At 71.1% G+C, this 16,557-nt stretch carries 16 protein-coding genes; 5 read left to right on the forward strand and 11 right to left on the reverse strand.

The genetic code is table 11. From position 1 onward, the window contains the following. Positions 1–114: 114 nt before the first annotated feature. Together OHS70_RS26155 and OHS70_RS26160 are read right to left on the reverse strand one after the other, a co-directional pair. Positions 115–1,878, reverse strand: coding sequence for an alkaline phosphatase D family protein (locus OHS70_RS26155; RefSeq protein WP_328401119.1), 1,764 nt, complete (start codon positions 1,876–1,878; stop codon positions 115–117). A 107-nt stretch (positions 1,879–1,985) separates the two neighbouring features. Then, positions 1,986–2,639, reverse strand: a complete 654-nt coding sequence (locus OHS70_RS26160; protein WP_328401121.1) for an HNH endonuclease family protein — start codon at positions 2,637–2,639, stop codon at positions 1,986–1,988. Between the two features lie 219 nt (positions 2,640–2,858). Here OHS70_RS26160 and OHS70_RS26165 point away from each other — a divergent pair, with 219 nt between their 5' ends. After that, entirely contained in the window at positions 2,859–3,620 is a 762-nt protein-coding gene (locus OHS70_RS26165; protein WP_328401123.1) for an ABC transporter permease, read from the forward strand. Positions 3,621–3,959: 339 nt separating this feature from the next. Further along, complete coding sequence (locus tag OHS70_RS26170; RefSeq protein ID WP_328401125.1) at positions 3,960–4,544, forward strand: TMEM165/GDT1 family protein; 585 nt, start codon at positions 3,960–3,962, stop codon at positions 4,542–4,544. Between the two features lie 156 nt (positions 4,545–4,700). On the opposite strand, the gene OHS70_RS26175 is transcribed toward OHS70_RS26170, so the two are convergent. Together OHS70_RS26175 and OHS70_RS26180 are read right to left on the reverse strand one after the other, a co-directional pair. Next, positions 4,701–5,378 (reverse strand): HAD-IA family hydrolase, encoded by a 678-nt coding sequence (locus OHS70_RS26175; RefSeq protein ID WP_328401127.1) that lies wholly within the window; start codon positions 5,376–5,378, stop codon positions 4,701–4,703. Positions 5,379–5,540: 162 nt separating this feature from the next. Then, the gene (locus OHS70_RS26180) at positions 5,541–6,527 is read right to left on the reverse strand and encodes a peptidoglycan-binding domain-containing protein (protein ID WP_328401129.1); all 987 of its coding nucleotides are present in this window, start codon (positions 6,525–6,527) and stop codon (positions 5,541–5,543) included. A gap of 151 nt (positions 6,528–6,678) precedes the next feature. On the opposite strand from OHS70_RS26180, the gene OHS70_RS26185 reads away from it, so the two are divergent. Then, positions 6,679–8,757: an MDR family MFS transporter gene (locus tag OHS70_RS26185; protein WP_328401131.1), complete on the forward strand. Its 2,079-nt coding sequence runs from the start codon at positions 6,679–6,681 to the stop codon at positions 8,755–8,757. A 265-nt stretch (positions 8,758–9,022) separates the two neighbouring features. Beyond that, on the forward strand, positions 9,023–10,081 hold the full coding sequence (locus OHS70_RS26190) for an RNA-guided endonuclease InsQ/TnpB family protein (protein ID WP_328401133.1): 1,059 nt from the start codon (positions 9,023–9,025) through the stop codon (positions 10,079–10,081). Between the two features lie 100 nt (positions 10,082–10,181). On the opposite strand, the gene OHS70_RS26195 is transcribed toward OHS70_RS26190, so the two are convergent. The 4 genes from OHS70_RS26195 to OHS70_RS26210 form a co-directional block, all read right to left on the reverse strand. Next, positions 10,182–10,676, reverse strand: a complete 495-nt coding sequence (locus OHS70_RS26195; protein WP_328401135.1) for a GNAT family N-acetyltransferase — start codon at positions 10,674–10,676, stop codon at positions 10,182–10,184. Between the two features lie 11 nt (positions 10,677–10,687). Then, positions 10,688–10,822: a hypothetical protein gene (locus tag OHS70_RS26200; RefSeq protein ID WP_328401137.1), complete on the reverse strand. Its 135-nt coding sequence runs from the start codon at positions 10,820–10,822 to the stop codon at positions 10,688–10,690. Positions 10,823–10,896: 74 nt separating this feature from the next. Then, positions 10,897–12,282, reverse strand: a complete 1,386-nt coding sequence (locus OHS70_RS26205; RefSeq protein ID WP_328401139.1) for a beta-propeller fold lactonase family protein — start codon at positions 12,280–12,282, stop codon at positions 10,897–10,899. A 355-nt stretch (positions 12,283–12,637) separates the two neighbouring features. After that, positions 12,638–12,964, reverse strand: a complete 327-nt coding sequence (locus tag OHS70_RS26210) for an antibiotic biosynthesis monooxygenase family protein (protein ID WP_328401141.1) — start codon at positions 12,962–12,964, stop codon at positions 12,638–12,640. A 156-nt stretch (positions 12,965–13,120) separates the two neighbouring features. Between OHS70_RS26210 and OHS70_RS26215 the strand changes: the two genes are divergently transcribed. Next, on the forward strand, positions 13,121–13,561 hold the full coding sequence (locus tag OHS70_RS26215; RefSeq protein ID WP_328401143.1) for a GNAT family N-acetyltransferase: 441 nt from the start codon (positions 13,121–13,123) through the stop codon (positions 13,559–13,561). A gap of 84 nt (positions 13,562–13,645) precedes the next feature. Here the strand turns inward: OHS70_RS26215 and OHS70_RS26220 are convergent, their stop codons facing one another. The 3 genes from OHS70_RS26220 to OHS70_RS26230 form a co-directional block, all read right to left on the reverse strand. Continuing rightward, positions 13,646–14,542, reverse strand: a complete 897-nt coding sequence (locus tag OHS70_RS26220; protein ID WP_328401145.1) for a 2-dehydropantoate 2-reductase — start codon at positions 14,540–14,542, stop codon at positions 13,646–13,648. A gap of 151 nt (positions 14,543–14,693) precedes the next feature. Next, positions 14,694–15,377, reverse strand: coding sequence for an O-methyltransferase (locus OHS70_RS26225; protein ID WP_328401147.1), 684 nt, complete (start codon positions 15,375–15,377; stop codon positions 14,694–14,696). Between the two features lie 15 nt (positions 15,378–15,392). Then, entirely contained in the window at positions 15,393–16,535 is a 1,143-nt protein-coding gene (locus OHS70_RS26230; protein WP_328401149.1) for a DUF2330 domain-containing protein, read from the reverse strand. Positions 16,536–16,557: the final 22 nt, after the last annotated feature.

The following is a 16,557-nucleotide window of genomic DNA, read 5'->3' on the forward strand; positions in this document are numbered from 1 at the left end:
GGCATGTGGGGTGCGTGTGGAGCGTGGAGCACATGGCGTGGGGCGCATGAGGAAGCGGATCGTCCGCCTCATCATGCCCCCGTCGCCCCGGGAGTCGAAGGGTCTGGCCGGAATTCAGCCGCCGCTGCGGGCGCCGTCGCGGTCCGCTGCCGCCGGCCCCCGCCCCTGGTTCGGCGTCAGATCCCGTTCGTCCACGGTCACCAGTCGCGCACCCGCGCCGCGTACGTCCCGATTCGCCTGCTTCTGTGCCTGGTCAAGACGCAGTGACGCCGAACGTCCGCGCAGGGTCAGCGTCATGAGCTGATTCCCGAACCACGGCCCGCCCGTTCTGCGCCAGCTGACAAGGGGCCTGGTCACGCGGCCGTGCCGTCTCAGCGCACGCCCCACCCACCGTCCGGCCCGGCTCCAGCCGAACCGGAAACCGAGCCGTATCACGAGCGGGATCGAGTTGTGCACGGGCGAGCAGGTCAGTTGCAACACCCGGGCATGCGGCGGCGCGACACCGGACTGCCCGTCCGCCTCCGCGTCCGGGTGCCGCCACTTCGCCCGCCACCTCGGCTCCGCGATGTACGCGTGATGCACATCGCCCGACAGCACGCACACCGTCGCGGGCGCGTCCGGCCCGCTGCCCACCTCCGCGATCAGCCGCGTCAGTTTCTGGAACGAGGACGGAAAGGCCGCCCAGTGCTCCAGGTCGGAGCGGCGGCGCAGATCCTCGCCGAATCCCGCCCAGCGCGCCCCGCGCTCTCCGCGGCACAGCGCCGCGACCCACCCCTCCGCGGAATGGATCAGCTGGGGAAGCAGCCACGGCAGCGAGGAGCCGACGAGGAGGTGGTCGTACGAGCCCGGCGCCTGGAACGCCTGGTCGCGCAGCCACCGGGCCTCCTCCTCGTCGAGCATCGCGCGGTTCTGCTCGTCGAGGACCCGGGCGGCGCGGTTGTCGACCATCAGCAGCCGGGTCCGGCCGAAGTCGCGGCGGTAGCTCCAGCGGGCGGCGGCCGGTTCGGCGGCGGCCTGGGCCGCGAAGTGCCGCAGCGCGTCGGTCCCGTCGGGTGTGGCGCGCACCGCGGCGTACAGCGGGTCCTCGGCCAGCTCGGCCGGGGAGAGGTTGCCCAGATGCTGGTAGACCCAGTAGGACATCAGCCCGCTGAGAATCCGTTCCCGCCACCAGGGAGTCGCCCGCATGTCCGCCAGCCACGCGGCGCTGGTGTTCCAGTCGTCGATCACGTCGTGGTCGTCGAAGATCATGCAGCTGGGGACGGTGGAGAGCAGCCAGCGGACCTCGGGGTCCTGCCAGGACTCGTCGTACAGCCAGGTGTACTCCTCGTAGTCCGCGACCTCGAAGCCGGGGGCTTCCTGCGGATTGCGGCGTGCGTCGATCCTGCGTCGGGTCGCCTTCGACGTCTCGTCCGCGTACACCTGGTCGCCGAGCAGCAGCAGGACGTCCGGCCGTTCGGCCCCGGGGTCGGCGGCCAGCCGCGTGGCGAGGGTGTCCAGCGCGTCGGGGCCGATCGGGTCGCGCTCGTCGGCGGGCGACGTCGCCCAGCGGCAGGACCCGAACGTGATCTGTGCGGCGTCGGCGGCCGGCGCGGGGGTACGGATCGTGCTCGCCGGGAACGGGGAGTCGGCCTGCGGCCAGACCCGGCGGCTGTCGAGCAGCACCTCGTACTCGGTCGTCGAGCCGGGGGTCAGCCCCCGCACGGGGATCAGCGCGTAGTGATGCCCGGCGACCTGGAACGTGTGCGCCGAGCCATGCGCTCCGGACGCGCAGCGGACCTCGGCCGTGCACGGCCGGTCCGCCTCGATCCAGACGGTCGCGTGGTCGCCGGACTCCCAGTCCACGTACCGCAGCAGCGGTCCCAGGCGAAGCCCGGTCATGTGTGCCCCTCTCCGTCGCTCCGTACGGTACGGAACGACGGAGAGAGGCGGGCCGGTTCCACGCGAATTCTGCGTGTCCGCAGCTGGTCAGGACCGGATCGGGGGAGTCAGCAGCCGTTCAGGATCGACTGGAGCGTGCTCTTCTCGGCGGAGTCGACCTTCAGGCCCCAGTAGTACTTCGTGTGCACCCACATCCGGGCGTAGGTGCAGCGGTACGAGGTGACCGACGGCAGCCACTCGGACGGGTCCTTGTCGCCCTTGGCCTGGTTGACGTTGTCGGTGACGGCGATCAGCTGCGGCCGGGTGAGGTCGTTGGCGAACTGCTGCCGCTTCGAGGTGGTCCAGCTGTTGGCGCCCGAGCGCCAGGCCTCGGCCAGCGGGACGATGTGGTCGATGTCGACGTCGGAGGCGGCGTACCAGGTGGCGCCGTCGTACGGCGAGTACCAACTGCCGCTGGTCGCGGCACAGCTGGAGTCCTGGACGACGCCCGAGCCGTCGCGCTTGAGGACGACCTCGCGCGTGTTGCAGGCGCCCGACTGGGTGATCCAGTGCGGGAAGAGGTCCCGGCTGTAGCCGGTGGTGGAGCCCTCGGCAGCCACGGTCAGCTGGCTGAGGTACGTACGGGCGGTGGCGGCGCTGACGGGGGTGGGCGGCGCGGCCTGGGCGGCGGGAGCGGTGGCGAGCAGACCGGTGGTGGCCAGGGCGGATGCAGCGGCGAGCACGGCTATTCGGCGGATTCGACGCGCGTAGACGCGGGACATGTGAACTCCTCTGCGGTGGGGGTGCTTGGCCTCCCCCTCGCCCTTGTGGCGTGGGAGGTGCCCCGATGGGCGTGGCCATGCTGGCGGCGCCAGGTTTCTCGGGGATGGGCGCCAGGTAACAGGGTGGCGACATGGGCACGTCACATCAAGACGTGCGCGTGTGTTCCCCGCACGTTCTGACACACCGGCACGAATGTTTCACCGTCGTAGGGTTGCCGGGTGCTGCTGCCGGTGAACCTCACCCTCGGGGCGGTCCTGGCCGCCCTCCTGACCCTTGCGGCGACCGTCGCCGCGCTCGCCCGCCTGGGCCGCTCCCGCGAGATCGCTGTCGCCGGTGTGCGGGCCGCCGTGCAACTCGCCGCCGTCTCCCTGGCTATCGGGTGGGTGGTCAAGGCGGTGCCGCTGCTGCTCGCCTTCCTGCTGCTGATGTACGCGGTCGCCGTGCGCACTGCCGGCCGGCGCATCACCCGTAACGGCACCTGGTGGTGGGCCGGTGTGCCGATCGCCGTGGGTGTGCTGCCGGTCGTCGCCACCCTGCTGCTCACCGGTCTGGTCCCGGTGAAGGGCATCGCGCTGATCCCGGTCACGGGGATCCTCATCGGCGGCGCGCTCACCGCGACCGTGCTGAGCGGGCGCCGTGCCCTGGACGAGCTGGAGTTGCGCCGGGGCGAGGTGGAGGCGGGCATGGCGCTCGGCCTCGCCGACCGTGACGCGCGGATGGAGGTGGCGCGCGAGCCCGCGTCCGACGCACTTCTGCCGGGTCTCGACCAGACCCGGACGGTGGGCCTGGTCACCCTCCCCGGCGCGTTCGTCGGGATGCTGCTGGGCGGGGCGTCACCGCTGGAGGCGGGCGCGGTGCAGCTGTTCGTGCTCGTCGCGCTGATGGCGGTGCAGGCCGTGGCGGTCGCACTGGTGCTGGAGCTGGTGACCCGGGGACGGCTGCACCGGGACGGCGGCGAGGAGAAGGGCCTGACGTCCTGACGTCCGGGCGCCCGCGCGGGCAGGGCTGCCCGGACCCTGGCCGGGTGGACGCCGCCCAGGCCGTCCGGGAGGTGTGCTCGCCCACACCCGTGCCACCCCCGGCGGGATGCTCACGTACGCTGTACGGAGTCAGAAGGGGAGTAGCTCTTCGCCGGACCGTCGACATACTGCTGGGCCTCGCGCCCGGCCGGCGCCCGGAGGCGGCCTTGTGAGGCTGCCGGCGAGACCTTCGGCCGCAGTGTCCATGCATGTATTCATGGCGCTGCCGTGCCGAAGCGACCCCTGAAACGCTCAGGACTCTCGGCAGGGCGGTGCCCGACCGATTGAGGACCCCCATCCATGATCAGCTTCACCGTCATGGCGATCACGTTCGGCGTCGTCTTCCTCGCCGAACTGCCCGACAAGACCGCGCTCGCCGGTCTGATGCTGGGCACCCGCTACCGCGCCTCCTACGTCTTCGCCGGAGTCGCCGCCGCCTTCGCCGTCCATGTCGCCCTGGCCATCGCGGCGGGCAGTGTGCTGACCCTGCTGCCGCACCGGCTCGTCCAGGCGGTGGTCGGCCTGCTCTTCCTCGCGGGCGCGCTGATGCTGTTGCTGAAGAAGAGCGACGGCGAGGAGGAGCACATCAAGGCCCCGGCGGACCAGTCCTTCTGGAAGGTCTCCGGGGCGGGCTTCATGCTCATCCTGGTCGCCGAGTTCGGCGATCTGACCCAGATCATGACGGCCAATCTGGCGGCCCGCTACGACAGCCCCGTCTCCGTCGGGCTCGGCGCGGTGCTGGCCCTGTGGGCGGTCGCCGGCATGGGCATCCTCGGTGGCCGGACGCTGATGCAGTACGTCCCGCTGCGGCTGATCACCAGGGTCGCGGCCTGCCTGATGCTGGCGCTGGCCGGATTCAGCCTCTACGAGGCGCTCGCCGGCTGAGCCTCGCGGCCCTGGCCCGCATCTGCACGCGTGAACCTGACTGCGGAGGCCGACGGTGCGACGGCACCTGCTGCCGCTCGGCCCGAGCCGGGGGCGGGCCTGACGGACGGCGCTGGCCGGAGGGGGCGTGGTCGCACGCCCCCTCCGGGCACCGGCTCAGGCGGCCGGGTCGGCGACGCGCAGTTCGATCGTGCCGTCCGCGTGTGCGGTCACTGCGAGGCGGGTCAGGTCCGGTACGTGCACGTCCGGCGCGAAGGCCGCGGCCCGCGGGCCCACGCCGACCACAGGCATCCCAGCCGCATGGGCCGCGGTGATGCCCGCCTCGGAGTCCTCGAAGGCCACGCAGTCGCCCGGGGCGAAGCCCAGCTCGGCCGCACCCTTCAGGAAGCCCTCCGGGTCCGGTTTGCTCGCCCCGACGCGCTCCGCGGTCACCCGCACCCGCGGCATCGGCAGTCCGGCGGCGGTCATCCGGACCTGGGCCAGCGCCTCGTCGGCCGAGGTCACCAGGGCGTGCGGCAGGGCGGCGACGGAGGCCATGAAGGCAGCGGCGCCGGCGACCGGGACCACACCGTCGGTGTCGGCGGTCTCCTGGGCGAGCAGCGTCCGGTTCTCGGCCAGGTTCTGCTCCATGGGGCGGTCCGGCAGGAGTGCCGCCATGGTGGCGTGTCCCTGCCGGCCGTGGACGACCTTGAGGGCCTCGTCCGGGTCCAGCCCGTGCTCCACCGCCCAGGCGCGCCAGCAGCGCTCCACCACGGCGTCCGAGTTGACGATGGTGCCGTCCATGTCCAGCAGGAGGGCGCGGGCGGTCAGTACGAGCGGGGTGGTGGCCGACATCGGCTGCTCCAGGGCGCGGGAATGGCGAACAAGAGCGGCTCCGCCCGCCGGTCAGGGAACACGGGCGGAACCACTTTGTTCCTCCACGATACAAAAACCAGAGCGGAAGGGCCACCCCGCCCCCACGGACCCGCCCCAGCGCCGCCCCTGCCGGGCCGTGCGTCAGGGCTCGTACGTCTCCGACTCCAGCGCCCGGCGCGTGTCCCTCCCGTACACGCCCTCAGGGTCGCGGTCGATGCCGCGGGCCCACTGGTAGCGCCGTACCGCCTCCTCGACGTCCGCGTCGTACTCCCCGTCGAACGGGCCTTCGTACAGCCGCAGCTGGTCCAGCCGCCGCTGCAGCTCCTCGACGGAGGGCCCGCTGTCCCCCGGCCGCAGCGTGCGCCGCCCCGACCTCCCGTCCTCGGAGTCGGTGGCCTGCACGGTCGAGGGAGACGGGGAGACCGAGGGGCGGCCCGGGGTCGAGCCGCCCGGAGCCGTACCCACCGACGGACCGGTCGGCGACGGCTTGCCGGACGCCGAGGCCGAGGCCGATGTCGATGCCGAGGGGGAAGCGGACGTGGAAACCGAGGCGGATGGTGAGGCGGACCCGGTGGGGGACGCCGACGCCGACGGCGCGTCCGGCCCGATGCTGACGCTCGTCGCGTTCCTGGTGGAGTCCGGCAACGCGCGCTCGCCTTCCCCGTCACCTGAGAACAGCCCGGCGGCGAACGCCACGGTCCCGGCCACCGCCACCGCCGCCGCGCCTGCCATCAGCCCGGTGAGTGCCCGGCTGCGCGCGGGCTCGGCCCGGTGCCCCGCACCCCCGACGGTGACCAGCTCCAGTTCCTGCGTGTCCGTGTCGTCCACGCCCGCGAGGTCGGGCAGCGGCCCGGGAGGGGCCGCATAGGGCGGCACCTGCACCGGGGCGGGGTGCGGCGCCATCGGCGCGGGCGGCGGTCCGGCCGAACCGCTGCCGCCCGTGCCCGTGACCTCCCAGGTCACATACGGCCGGATCCGTAGCGGATCGAAGCCTTCCGTCGCTCCGGCCTGCTCCTGCCACTCCGCCCCGAGCGCATCCCCCATGCGCCCGCCGCAGCCGCAGCCGGACGCCGCCGGGCCGTCCGCTCTCCCGGGCGTGCCGCACCGCGGGCATGCCTGTCCGGTCATCGCCGGTCCCCTCCCCTTGGAATGCCAGCGATTATGCAGCGCCCCGTCCGGGCCCTGCGGCCCCACCCCCCACTCGGCAGGCCATAACAGAGCAGAACGACCACGATGGGAGAACGGGTAACAACCGCGCGAGCAGCCCGAGGAGGCCTGCATGGCTCAGGAAGCGCGCACTCCGGAGGTGAGTCCGGCCCCCGGCGAGGGCCAGGACCGGCGCACCGTCCTCGTCGCCATCGGGGCCCTGCTGCTCGGCATGCTGCTCGCCGCGCTCGACCAGACCATCGTCGCCACCGCGCTGCCGACCATCGTCAGCGAACTCGGCGGTCTGAACCACCTGTCCTGGGTGGTCACCGCGTACATGCTGGCCGCGACGGCCGCCACCCCGCTGTGGGGCAAGCTCGGCGACCAGTACGGCCGCAAGAAGCTCTTCCAGGCCGCCATCGTCATCTTCCTCATCGGCTCCGCCCTGTGCGGCATGGCCCAGAACATGCCGCAACTCATCGGCTACCGCGCCCTCCAGGGCCTCGGCGGCGGCGGGCTCATGGTGCTGTCCATGGCGATCGTCGGCGACATCGTGCCACCGCGCGAACGCGGCAGGTACCAGGGCCTGTTCGGTGCGGTGTTCGGTGCGACCAGCGTCCTCGGCCCGCTGCTCGGCGGCCTGTTCACCGAACACCTCAGCTGGCGCTGGGTCTTCTACATCAACCTGCCCATCGGCGTCGTCGCGCTGCTCGTCGTCGCCGCCGTCCTGCACATCCCGAAACGGCGGACCCGGCACACCATCGACTACCTCGGCACCTTCCTCCTCGCGTCGGTCGCCACCTGCCTGGTCCTCGTCGCCTCGCTCGGCGGAACCACCTGGGCCTGGGGCTCGGCGCAGATCATCGTGCTCGCCGTGCTCGGGGTCGTCCTGCTCGTCGCCTTCGTGGCCGTCGAACGGCGGGCCGCCGAACCGGTGCTGCCGCTGAAGCTGTTCCGTGTCCGGACCTTCAGCCTCGTCGCCGTCATCAGCTTCATCGTCGGCTTCGCGATGTTCGGCGCGATGACCTTCCTGCCGACGTTCCTGCAGGTCGTCCAAGGGGTCTCGCCGACCCTGTCGGGTGTGCACCTGCTGCCGATGGTGCTCGGCCTGCTGGTCACCTCCACCGCCTCCGGCCAGATCGTCAGCCGCACCGGCCGCTGGAAGGTCTTCCCCATCGCGGGGACCGCCGTCACCGCGCTCGGCCTGTTCCTGCTGCACCAGCTCGAGGAGACCAGCACCACCTGGGAGATGAGCATCTACTTCTTCGTCTTCGGCGCGGGACTCGGACTCGTCATGCAGGTGCTGGTGCTCGTCGTGCAGAACGCCGTCAGCTACGAGGACCTGGGCGTCGCCACCTCGGGCGCGACGTTCTTCCGCTCCATCGGCGCCTCGTTCGGCGTCGCTGTTTTCGGCACCGTCTTCACCAGCAGCCTCGAGAACAGGCTCACCGACGCGCTCGCCGGACAGCGGGTGCCGCCCGGCGCCGACGCCGCGGAGCTGGCCGCCGACCCGCGTGCCATCGCCGAACTGCCGCCGTCGCTGCGGTCGTCGGTACTGCACGCCTACTCGACATCCATCACGGACGTCTTCCTCTACGCCGTCCCTGTCGTCCTGATCGCCTTCGTCTTCACCTGGTTCCTCAAGGAGGACAAGCTCCGCGGCTCGGTCACCGCACCCGACACCACCCAGACCCTGGCCTCCAACCCCGTCGAACGCTCCTCGCACGACGAGGTCGCCCGGGCCCTGTCGGTGCTCGGCTCGCGCGAGGGACGGCAGCACATCTACGAGAAGATCACCGAGAAGGCGGGCTACGACCTGCTGCCCGCGTCCAGCTGGCTGCTGCTGCGCATCAAGCGCCACGGCATGGTGGAACCGTCCCGCCTCGCCGAGGCCACGCCCGTACCGCTGCGCGCCATCATGGAGGCTGCCCGCCAGGTCGAGGGCAGGGGATACGCCCGCCGCGTGGGCCTCGACCTGCTCCTCACCGACCGCGGCGACGAGGCGGCCACGCGGCTGTCGCAGGCCCGCGAGGAGTCGCTGGCACAACTGCTGGGCGACTGGTGGGGCCCGGAGCGCCCGACCGACCTGGTTCAGCTGGTGCACGAACTCAACAGAGAGCTGTGCGGCTCGGACGGCGAACGGCCCCACGGTCCGCCGCCCGAGCGGGATCACGCCGCTCCTCACCACCACCGCCACGAGCACCGCGACTGACGGCTCAGCGCCGGTTCACCTGATTTCTCCCAGGATGCCCTGGCCTTCAGGCCGGGGAGGAATGGCTCCTTGGAACGGAGCCGCGAAGCGGTTGAGTTCTCTGCATATCTGCCGTGACCTGTGCTTTCGGGTGTTGTCAGTGGTCGGGGCTAGGTTGGAGGGGTGAAGATCGTGGTGCAGGTGAAGCTGCTGCCGTCGCTCGAGGCGGCGACGGTTTTGGCTGCGACCCCTGCCCGCGTGCAACCGGGCGGCCGATGCCGCATCGGTGGTGGCGTACGAGACGGGCACCACGTCCCGCAATGAGTTGCAGAAGCTGGTCTACGCCCGTCTCAAGGCCGAGTTCGGGCTCGCTGCCCAACCGGCGGTCCGCACGGTGAGGAAGGTCGTGGACGCCTACACGACGTTGCGTGCGAACATCCGGGCCGGGAACCTCGGCCCCGAGGGATCGAAGCGGCGCAGGCGTGCGGAGTCGAAACCGATTGCCTTCCGTCCGGATGCGGCCCAGCCGTATGACGACCGGATCCTGTCGTGGCAGCACGACGCGCAGACTGTCAGCATCTGGGCCGTGGCCGGGCGGATCAAGGGCATCAGGTACACCGGGCACTCCGGCCGGTTGGCGATGCTGGCGAAGTACCGGCGAGGCGAGTCGGATCTTGTCCACCGGGACGGTATGTGGTTCCTGATCGCCACGTGCGAGGTCCCCGAAGCGCCGCTCAGCACCAACCCGGTGGACTGGATCGGCGTGGACCGGGGCATTGCAAACCTCGCCACTACTTCCGATGGGGACAACTACCAGGGCCGCCGTCTTGGCCGTTTCCGGCGGTGGCACGCCCGTAAGCGCGCCGAACTCCAGGCGAAGCAGACCCGCTCCGCCGCCCGGCGCGCCAAGCGGCGGGGCAAGCGCGAGGCCCGGCACGCAGCGCACGTCAACCACAAGATCAGTAAGGAGATCGTGGCCGTCGCACAACGCACCGGACGCGGGATTGCCCTCGAAGAACTGAGCGGCATCCGTGACCGGGTACGGCCTTCCCGCGACCAGCGGGCCACGTTCTCCTCCTGGCCGTTCCACCAGCTCGAACAACACCTCCGGTACAAGGCCCAGCGGGCCGGAGTGCCGGTGATCGCGGTGGACGCCCGCTACACCTCGCAGATGTGCCCGCGTTGCGGGCACACGGTGAGGCACAACCGTCCCACCCGGGACACCTTCTCCTGTCGTCGGTGCGGGCTCGCTGGTCCCGCCGATCACGTCGCCGGGGTCAACGTGCGCAACCGCGCCCGCTCGGCGTGGGTTCTCGTCAACGGACCCGTACCACAAAGGGTTTAACCTCTCCCTGGCTGGTAGATGCGACCCGTGACCGCCCTGTCGTAGGGGGCAGTCCGGAGCGCAACAAGGTATAGACGACTGAGCCAACAAGCTCGGTCGTTTACGGCCGAGAAGTTGACAGATCCTTGCCGTACCAGATGTCCATGTACGGCCCCGTGCAGTACGCCGGTATCTCGGCGTAGCCGTGCCGCGCATACAGCGCGCGGGCCGCGAGCAGGTCCAGGCGCGTGTTCAGCACCATGCGCCGCGCACCGAAGGCCCTGGCCTCCTCCTCCAGCAGATCCATCAGCAGACCGGCGCCCTTGTGCCCGCGGAACTCGGGCCGTACGAACACCCGGGTGAGCTCGGCGCGCTCGGCATCCAGCATCAGGAACCCGCCGCAGGCGGCCGCCTCGCCGCCGTACCGGCCGACGACGAACCGGCCCGTGGGCGGGGTGAGCTGCTCGGCACCGTCGCCGGCCAGTCCCTCGTCGACCTCCGCGTCGGTCGCGGGCCGCTTCCAGTAGCTGCTCGCGACATCGGCGTAGTACGCGCGGCGCAGGGTGCTCGCGTCGGGGGAGTCGTAGGCCTCGGGTGCAAGAGTCCAGGTGGTCATGGGGACTCTCTCTAGCCGAGGCCGAGCGGGTTCGGCCAGTGATTTGTTCCGCCGGGTGGTCGGGGGCGGACAAGGGCCATCGGCCGGTCGAGGTACTCGCGCCCGTCGGCGGCGGGCAGCAGGAAGCAGAGGAGCCCCTCCAACAAGTGCTGGAGGGGCTCCTTCACGTCAAGCGGCGCCCGGACGTCGAAGCGCTCTCGGCGGACGAATACCGGCCGTCTCAGTCCGGCAAGCCCGCCGAGGCCATGGCCGACTGCACCAGGTCATGGACGTCGCTCGGGTCGAGCTGTGCCGACCAGGGGCCGGGCTTGCCGTGGTCGTCCTTCTTGCAGACGGTGGCGGTGGAGGGCTCGTAGGTGCCGTCACCGGCGAAGGCGGCGGTGTAGCAGGTGTCCTTGGCCTGCTTGCCGGGGACCTTGCAGGTGGCCTTGCCGCGTTCGTCGGTGGTGTCGGTGCACAGCAGGACGGCGTTGGTGAAGGTGATGTCCTTGCCTTCCAGCGGCTGGCCCTCGGCGGTCAGCTTGGCCTTGAGGGTGAGACCGTGGTTGCCTCCCAGGGCGTCCAGGGTGTCCTTCCCTTTCTTCTTCTCCAGCTTCAGTGTCAGTTTGGTCGGGGTGCGCTCCGTGGTGACGGTCCCGATGGCCACGCCGATGGGGCCGTCGCCGACGGGGACGGTGGTGGTGACGGTGTTGGTGGCGGTGTCGATGACCGAGACGTTGTCCGAGTCGAGGTTGGTGACGTAGGCGCGGGTGCCGTCCGGGGTGATCGCCACCTGTTGGGAGAGGTCGCCGACGGGGATGGTGGTGGTGACGGTGTTGGTGGCGGTGTCGATCACCGACACCAGGTTGTTGAGCCTGGCGACGTAGACGAAGTTGCCGTCCGGGGTGATCGCCACGCCCTTGGGGGTGATGCCGATGGGGATGGTGGTGGTGACGGTGTTGGTGGCGGTGTCGATCACGGACACGGTGCCGGGGAAGCCCGAGTTGCTGACGTAGACGAAGTTGCCGTCCGGGGTGATCGCCACGCCCTGGGGGGCGTCGCCGACGGGGATGGTGGTGGTGACGGTGTTGGTGGCGGTGTCGATGACCGAGACGTCGTTCGAGAAGAGGTTGATGACGTAGGCGCGGGTGCCGTCCGGGGTGATCGCCACGCCGAACGGGTTGTTGCCGACGGGGATGGGGTCCCCGATGACGGTGTTGGTGGCGGTGTCGATCACTGACACGGTGTCTGCTTGGCTGTTGGTGACGTAGACGCGGGTGCCGTCCGGGGTGACTGCCACGCCAAAGGGGCCGTCGCCGACGGGGATGGGGTCCCCGATGACGGTGTTGGTGGCGGTGTCGATCACTGACACGGTGTCTGCTTGGCTGTTGGTGACGTAGACGCGGGTGCCGTCCGGGGTGACTGCCACGCCAAAGGGGCCGTCGCCGACGGGGATGGGGTCCCCGACGACGGTGTTGGTGGCGGTGTCGATCACTGACACGGTGTCCGCGACGTTGTTGGCGACGTAGGCGAAGGTGCCGGTCTGCGCGGCGGCCGGCGTGGCCACGGCGATCGGGACGGCCAGGCCGGCCAGGACCGCCAACCCCGCCACCCAGGCCCGCACCATGACCCACCACGTACCCCCGCCCCCGCGACTTCGCCCCGTACTTTCCTGCGGCGACGCCCCCCGAACTGCGATACCCGACATCAAGACCTCCTGCAGTGCACGGCACCGAAGTGCTTCCCGTGCTCCGGATGAAGGCGGCGATCGATGCCCTCTCAGGGCCGGGAATCGCCGCGGCGCTGATGATCGCCGCAGGGCACGCTAAGTGCCGTGATCAGCTTGCGTCTGCTCGACTCCCGCGAATGAGGCCGTACGGACGAGTCGAGTCCCCCCTGCGGTCCCCGCCGTCGCCCGCCCGCGGGTGGACAGCAGCGCGCCCCCGGCGCTGATGGCCGGAGGCGCGTGATGACCGGGAACGTCAGGCCTGCTTGGGGGCCGCCTGCTGCACCACCTCGAACGACCAGAGCGTGGACCCGCTCGCGGCGGGCTTGGGCCGCTCACCCTCGCCGCCACCCTGGTGCGCGGCCTTCATCGGCCCCTCCATCCAGGCCTGGAAGGACTCCTCGTCGCGCCACCGGGTGTACACGAGGTACTGGTCGGTGCCCTCGACGGGCCGCAGCAGCTCGAACCACTCGAAGCCGTCGGAACTCTCCACGGCCCCGGCACGCGAGGCGAATCGCTTCTCGAGGACCTCACGCTGCTCCTCGGGCACGGACAGGACGTTGATCTTTACCACGCTGGGCACGTGACACCTCTCAGGGAACATCAGCTCAGGAAACATCGGGCCCGGCTCTGCGCCCGGCCTTCGACGACTTACCTGCAGTCTCCTACATCCCTCGCATCAAACGCCGCAGGACGATTCCCAGTTGACGCCCCATGGTGTGCGCGGTTTCCTGCTGCGATGACCGACCTCCGTATCGAACAGGCCGCCGGCGACGCGATGCTCAAGGACTGGCAGCACGTCCACAACGTGATCATCCCCACCGATCCCCTGTCCCTCGACGACGTGCGTGAGCGTGTCGGGCGCAACCACCTGGAGGTCGCGTATCTCGGCGACGTTCCCGTGGGCTGCACGACGGTGCGTCCGCCCACGGGCGACACGTCCACCGCCACCGTGATCGCCCGGGTGCTCCCCGGCCACCGCGGCCAGGGCTTCGGCAAGGAGCTCTACGCACGAGGGCTGGCCCACGCGCGAACGCTCGGCGCGAAGGTGATCGAAACGATCGTCCTGGCATCCAACCCCGACGGGCTGCGGTTCGCGCAGGCGCAGGGATTCGAGGAGGTCGAGAGGTACGTGCTTCCGGGTGACACCATCCCCTTCATCACGCTGAGGCTGCCCTGAATCCCCATCGCGAGCCGCACGGCGATACCGGCGCGGGCCACGCCCGGAAGGCCGCCGCCCTCAGGGACGGTCGGCGCCGGGCGGCTACGAGGCTCGCTCGCCCACCTCGCTGATCGCTTCCAGCAGCGCGGTGACGGTGTCGTTGTGCGGGGTGGGAACGCCGACCCGTGCCCCCGCGCGCACGACGGCGCCGTTACGGGCGTCGAATTCGAGCGGCCGGCCTGCGAGGCGGTCCCAGAGCATGCTGCTGCCCGACTCGGCCGGCATGGCGAGAAGCCGCTCGATGACCTGGTCGGCGAGGTCGTCAGGCAGTCGCGCGCCCAGCGAACTGCCGACCAGACGCGCCTCCTCGACCAGCGCGCGGCCCAGCCGGGCGACACGCGGATTCGTGAAGACGGGCATCCGGCGCGTGGTCACCGCGGTGATGGCGCCGTTGGCGACGTTGAGGCACAGCTTGGTCCAGGCCGCGGTCAGGAAGTCGTCCGTCTGCTCGACGATGATGCCGGTGTCCTTGCACAGAGCCGCGAAGGCATTGCCGTCCTCGCTCTCGGGCACCACGATCCGCGGGGGACCGAACAGCCGTATGTGCCCGCGTCCGAGCGGCTCGGCCGAGATCTCCACGACGGCCGGCAGGATTCGGGCCTCACCCACCAGCGGCGACACCCGCTCCACGTGCTCGACGCCGTTCTGCAGGACCGCGACCCGTGTGCCGGGACCGCAGAGGCGCTCGAGCCACCGCGCGGCACCGGCCGTCTGGTGGGCCTTGGTCGCCAGCACCACCCAGTCGGCCGTCGACGCCTGCCCGGGGTCCGATGCCTCGTCGACCGGCAGGCTCTCCGCGGTGCCGTCGGGCCGGTCGACACGGATACCGCCGAGTGGTGAGCGCACGCAAGCTGTCACGCGGACATGTCCCGCCGCGGCCAGTCGGGCAGCCACCACGCCGCCCACCGCTCCGGCACCCACCACAGCAACGGTCGTCATGGGCCGAGTCTATGGGGGCAGTTCACGCCGTCCATGGTCCTCGTACCGCCCCGCCACCCACCTCGTCGCGGAGCCGGGTGACGTCCGCGTCGGCCGACAGGTCGTACTCCTCGCACCGCATGCCCGGTCCCGCGCCCGGGGTGAACCCGTGTCAGGACACCACGCGCGCCAGCAGGAAGCCGTCGTAGCCCTTCGGACCCACCGTCTGGACGGCCGTCGCCTCCAGCCGGGGCTCGGCGGCGATCAGGTCGAACATCTCCCGGGTGCCCATGATCGCCGGATCCTTCGACACCGCGTCCGCCACCTTGCCGTCACGCACCACGTTGTCGACGATGACCAGGCTGCCGGGGCGCGACAGGCGCAGCGCCCACTCCACATAGCGCGCGTTGTTCTGCTTGTCCGCGTCGATGAAGAACATGTCGAACGGGCCCGCCCCCGGCTCCGCGGCCATCCGCGGCAGCGTGTCCAGCGCCGCACCCGTCCTGACCTCGGCGATCTTGTCGAGACCCGCCCGTGCGATGTTGGCGCGGGCCACGTCGGCGTGGGCCGGGTCGTACTCGAGCGAGATCAGCCTGCCGCCCTCGGGCAGCGCACGCGCCAGCCAGATCGTGCTGTAGCCGCCCAGCGTGCCGATCTCCAGCACCGTGCGCGCGCCCTGCACCTTCGCCAGCAGATGCAGCAGCCTGCCCTCGTTCGGTGAGACCGCGATGGACGGCAGCCCTGCGGCCTCGCTCGCCTCCAGCGCCGCCGTCAGCACGTCGTCCGCGGGCACGAGCCGCTCGGTGATGTAGCCGGCCACCGCGTTCCACTGGTCCAGAGAGGACGGAAGAGTCATACGGCCCAACCTAGTTCAGGCCGCCGACAGCGGCACGGCATTGCGCCGACGCGACCGTACCCGCAGCACCACGGCCGTCGCGGCCGCCGCCACCGCGGCGCCGATCGTCATCAGCCACACCGGCATGCCCGCGACCGTCAGCAGCTCGTCGTCGTACACCACCCGCCTGAACGACGCGTCCGAGTCCGCCGCCCGCAGTTCGTGGTCGCCGTTGATCCGCTCCGGCCGGGGAAAGTCCTGCTCGAAGGCGGTCAGAAAGCGCTCCTTCCCGCCGGTGAGCTCGCCGACCGCCCCGTACGGCCCGACCTCCCCTGCGTACGTCACCTCCGGCTCGTCCCCGCCGATCGCGCTGCGCGGCTCCATCCGGTGCCCGGCCAGCACGAACAGCGACAGCGCCTGGGAGTTCTCGGCCCGCCGCGACAACCGCATCGGATAGACCGGGCGGTCGCTCGCGAACGCCAGCCGCAGAGGATCGAGCGTGCCCCGCAGAACCGCGCCCTTCTCGCGGGGCGCCAGCCGCACCGCCACGTACTCCCAGCCCTGGCGCACATACGGCTCCAGGTCCGCCGTCAGACCGTCGGGCAGCCGGAAGCCGTTCTCGGTGAGCCACCCCCGCAGGGCGTCCGGGTCGGTCGCCGTCAGCCGTGCGACATCGAAGTCACCCAGCTGCTCGCGGCCAACCACCCCGACCCCCGCAGCCTTCCCGGGCAGCGGGGCGGCGGCCGCGCCGTCCGCATAGACCGAGCCGAGCGGCCAGTCACCGTCGCGCGGCCAGAAGTAGGACCTCTCGCGGTGCACCGGAGCGGTGATCTCCGCCAGTTCGTCGAAGAGCGCGTTCTCCGCGAGCTCCACCTCGGCCCGCCCGGGCACCGGCATGATCCAGGCGGCCTCGGGCGCGTCCGAGTCGACCGTGAAGCGCATGACGATCTGTTCCCTGCGGCCGTCCCAGTCGACCACCGCCGTCTCGTGATCGACGGTCATCCTGGACTGCGCTCCCGGCACCATCGCCCCGCAGCCGCACGCGTACGCCGGGCTGATCAGCGACCCGATCTGCAGCGCGAGCAGCGCCAGCACCACCAGCAGCACCCGCTGTCGTGGCCGGCCGTGCGGCCGGTCGTAGGGATCGGCGGCCGCCTGTTCTTGTATGTTCCCCCGCATGCCTTCTCGGACGGCACCGCTG

It is taken from the genome of Streptomyces sp. NBC_00390, assembly GCF_036057275.1.
Classification (GTDB): domain Bacteria; phylum Actinomycetota; class Actinomycetes; order Streptomycetales; family Streptomycetaceae; genus Streptomyces.

Bases quoted from the DNA above. Each gene is read 5' to 3' on its own strand.
- OHS70_RS26155 (WP_328401119.1), bottom strand. From the start codon at position 1,878: ATGACCGGGCTTCGCCTGGGACCGCTGCTGCGGTACGTGGACTGGGAG.
- OHS70_RS26160 (WP_328401121.1), bottom strand. From the start codon at position 2,639: ATGTCCCGCGTCTACGCGCGTCGAATCCGCCGAATAGCCGTGCTCGCC.
- OHS70_RS26170 (WP_328401125.1), top strand. From the start codon at position 3,960: ATGATCAGCTTCACCGTCATGGCGATCACGTTCGGCGTCGTCTTCCTC.
- OHS70_RS26175 (WP_328401127.1), bottom strand. From the start codon at position 5,378: ATGTCGGCCACCACCCCGCTCGTACTGACCGCCCGCGCCCTCCTGCTG.
- OHS70_RS26180 (WP_328401129.1), bottom strand. From the start codon at position 6,527: ATGACCGGACAGGCATGCCCGCGGTGCGGCACGCCCGGGAGAGCGGAC.
- OHS70_RS26185 (WP_328401131.1), top strand. From the start codon at position 6,679: ATGGCTCAGGAAGCGCGCACTCCGGAGGTGAGTCCGGCCCCCGGCGAG.
- OHS70_RS26195 (WP_328401135.1), bottom strand. From the start codon at position 10,676: ATGACCACCTGGACTCTTGCACCCGAGGCCTACGACTCCCCCGACGCG.
- OHS70_RS26205 (WP_328401139.1), bottom strand. From the start codon at position 12,282: ATGGTGCGGGCCTGGGTGGCGGGGTTGGCGGTCCTGGCCGGCCTGGCC.
- OHS70_RS26215 (WP_328401143.1), top strand. From the start codon at position 13,121: ATGACCGACCTCCGTATCGAACAGGCCGCCGGCGACGCGATGCTCAAG.
- OHS70_RS26220 (WP_328401145.1), bottom strand. From the start codon at position 14,542: ATGACGACCGTTGCTGTGGTGGGTGCCGGAGCGGTGGGCGGCGTGGTG.
- OHS70_RS26225 (WP_328401147.1), bottom strand. From the start codon at position 15,377: ATGACTCTTCCGTCCTCTCTGGACCAGTGGAACGCGGTGGCCGGCTAC.
- OHS70_RS26230 (WP_328401149.1), bottom strand. From the start codon at position 16,535: ATGCGGGGGAACATACAAGAACAGGCGGCCGCCGATCCCTACGACCGG.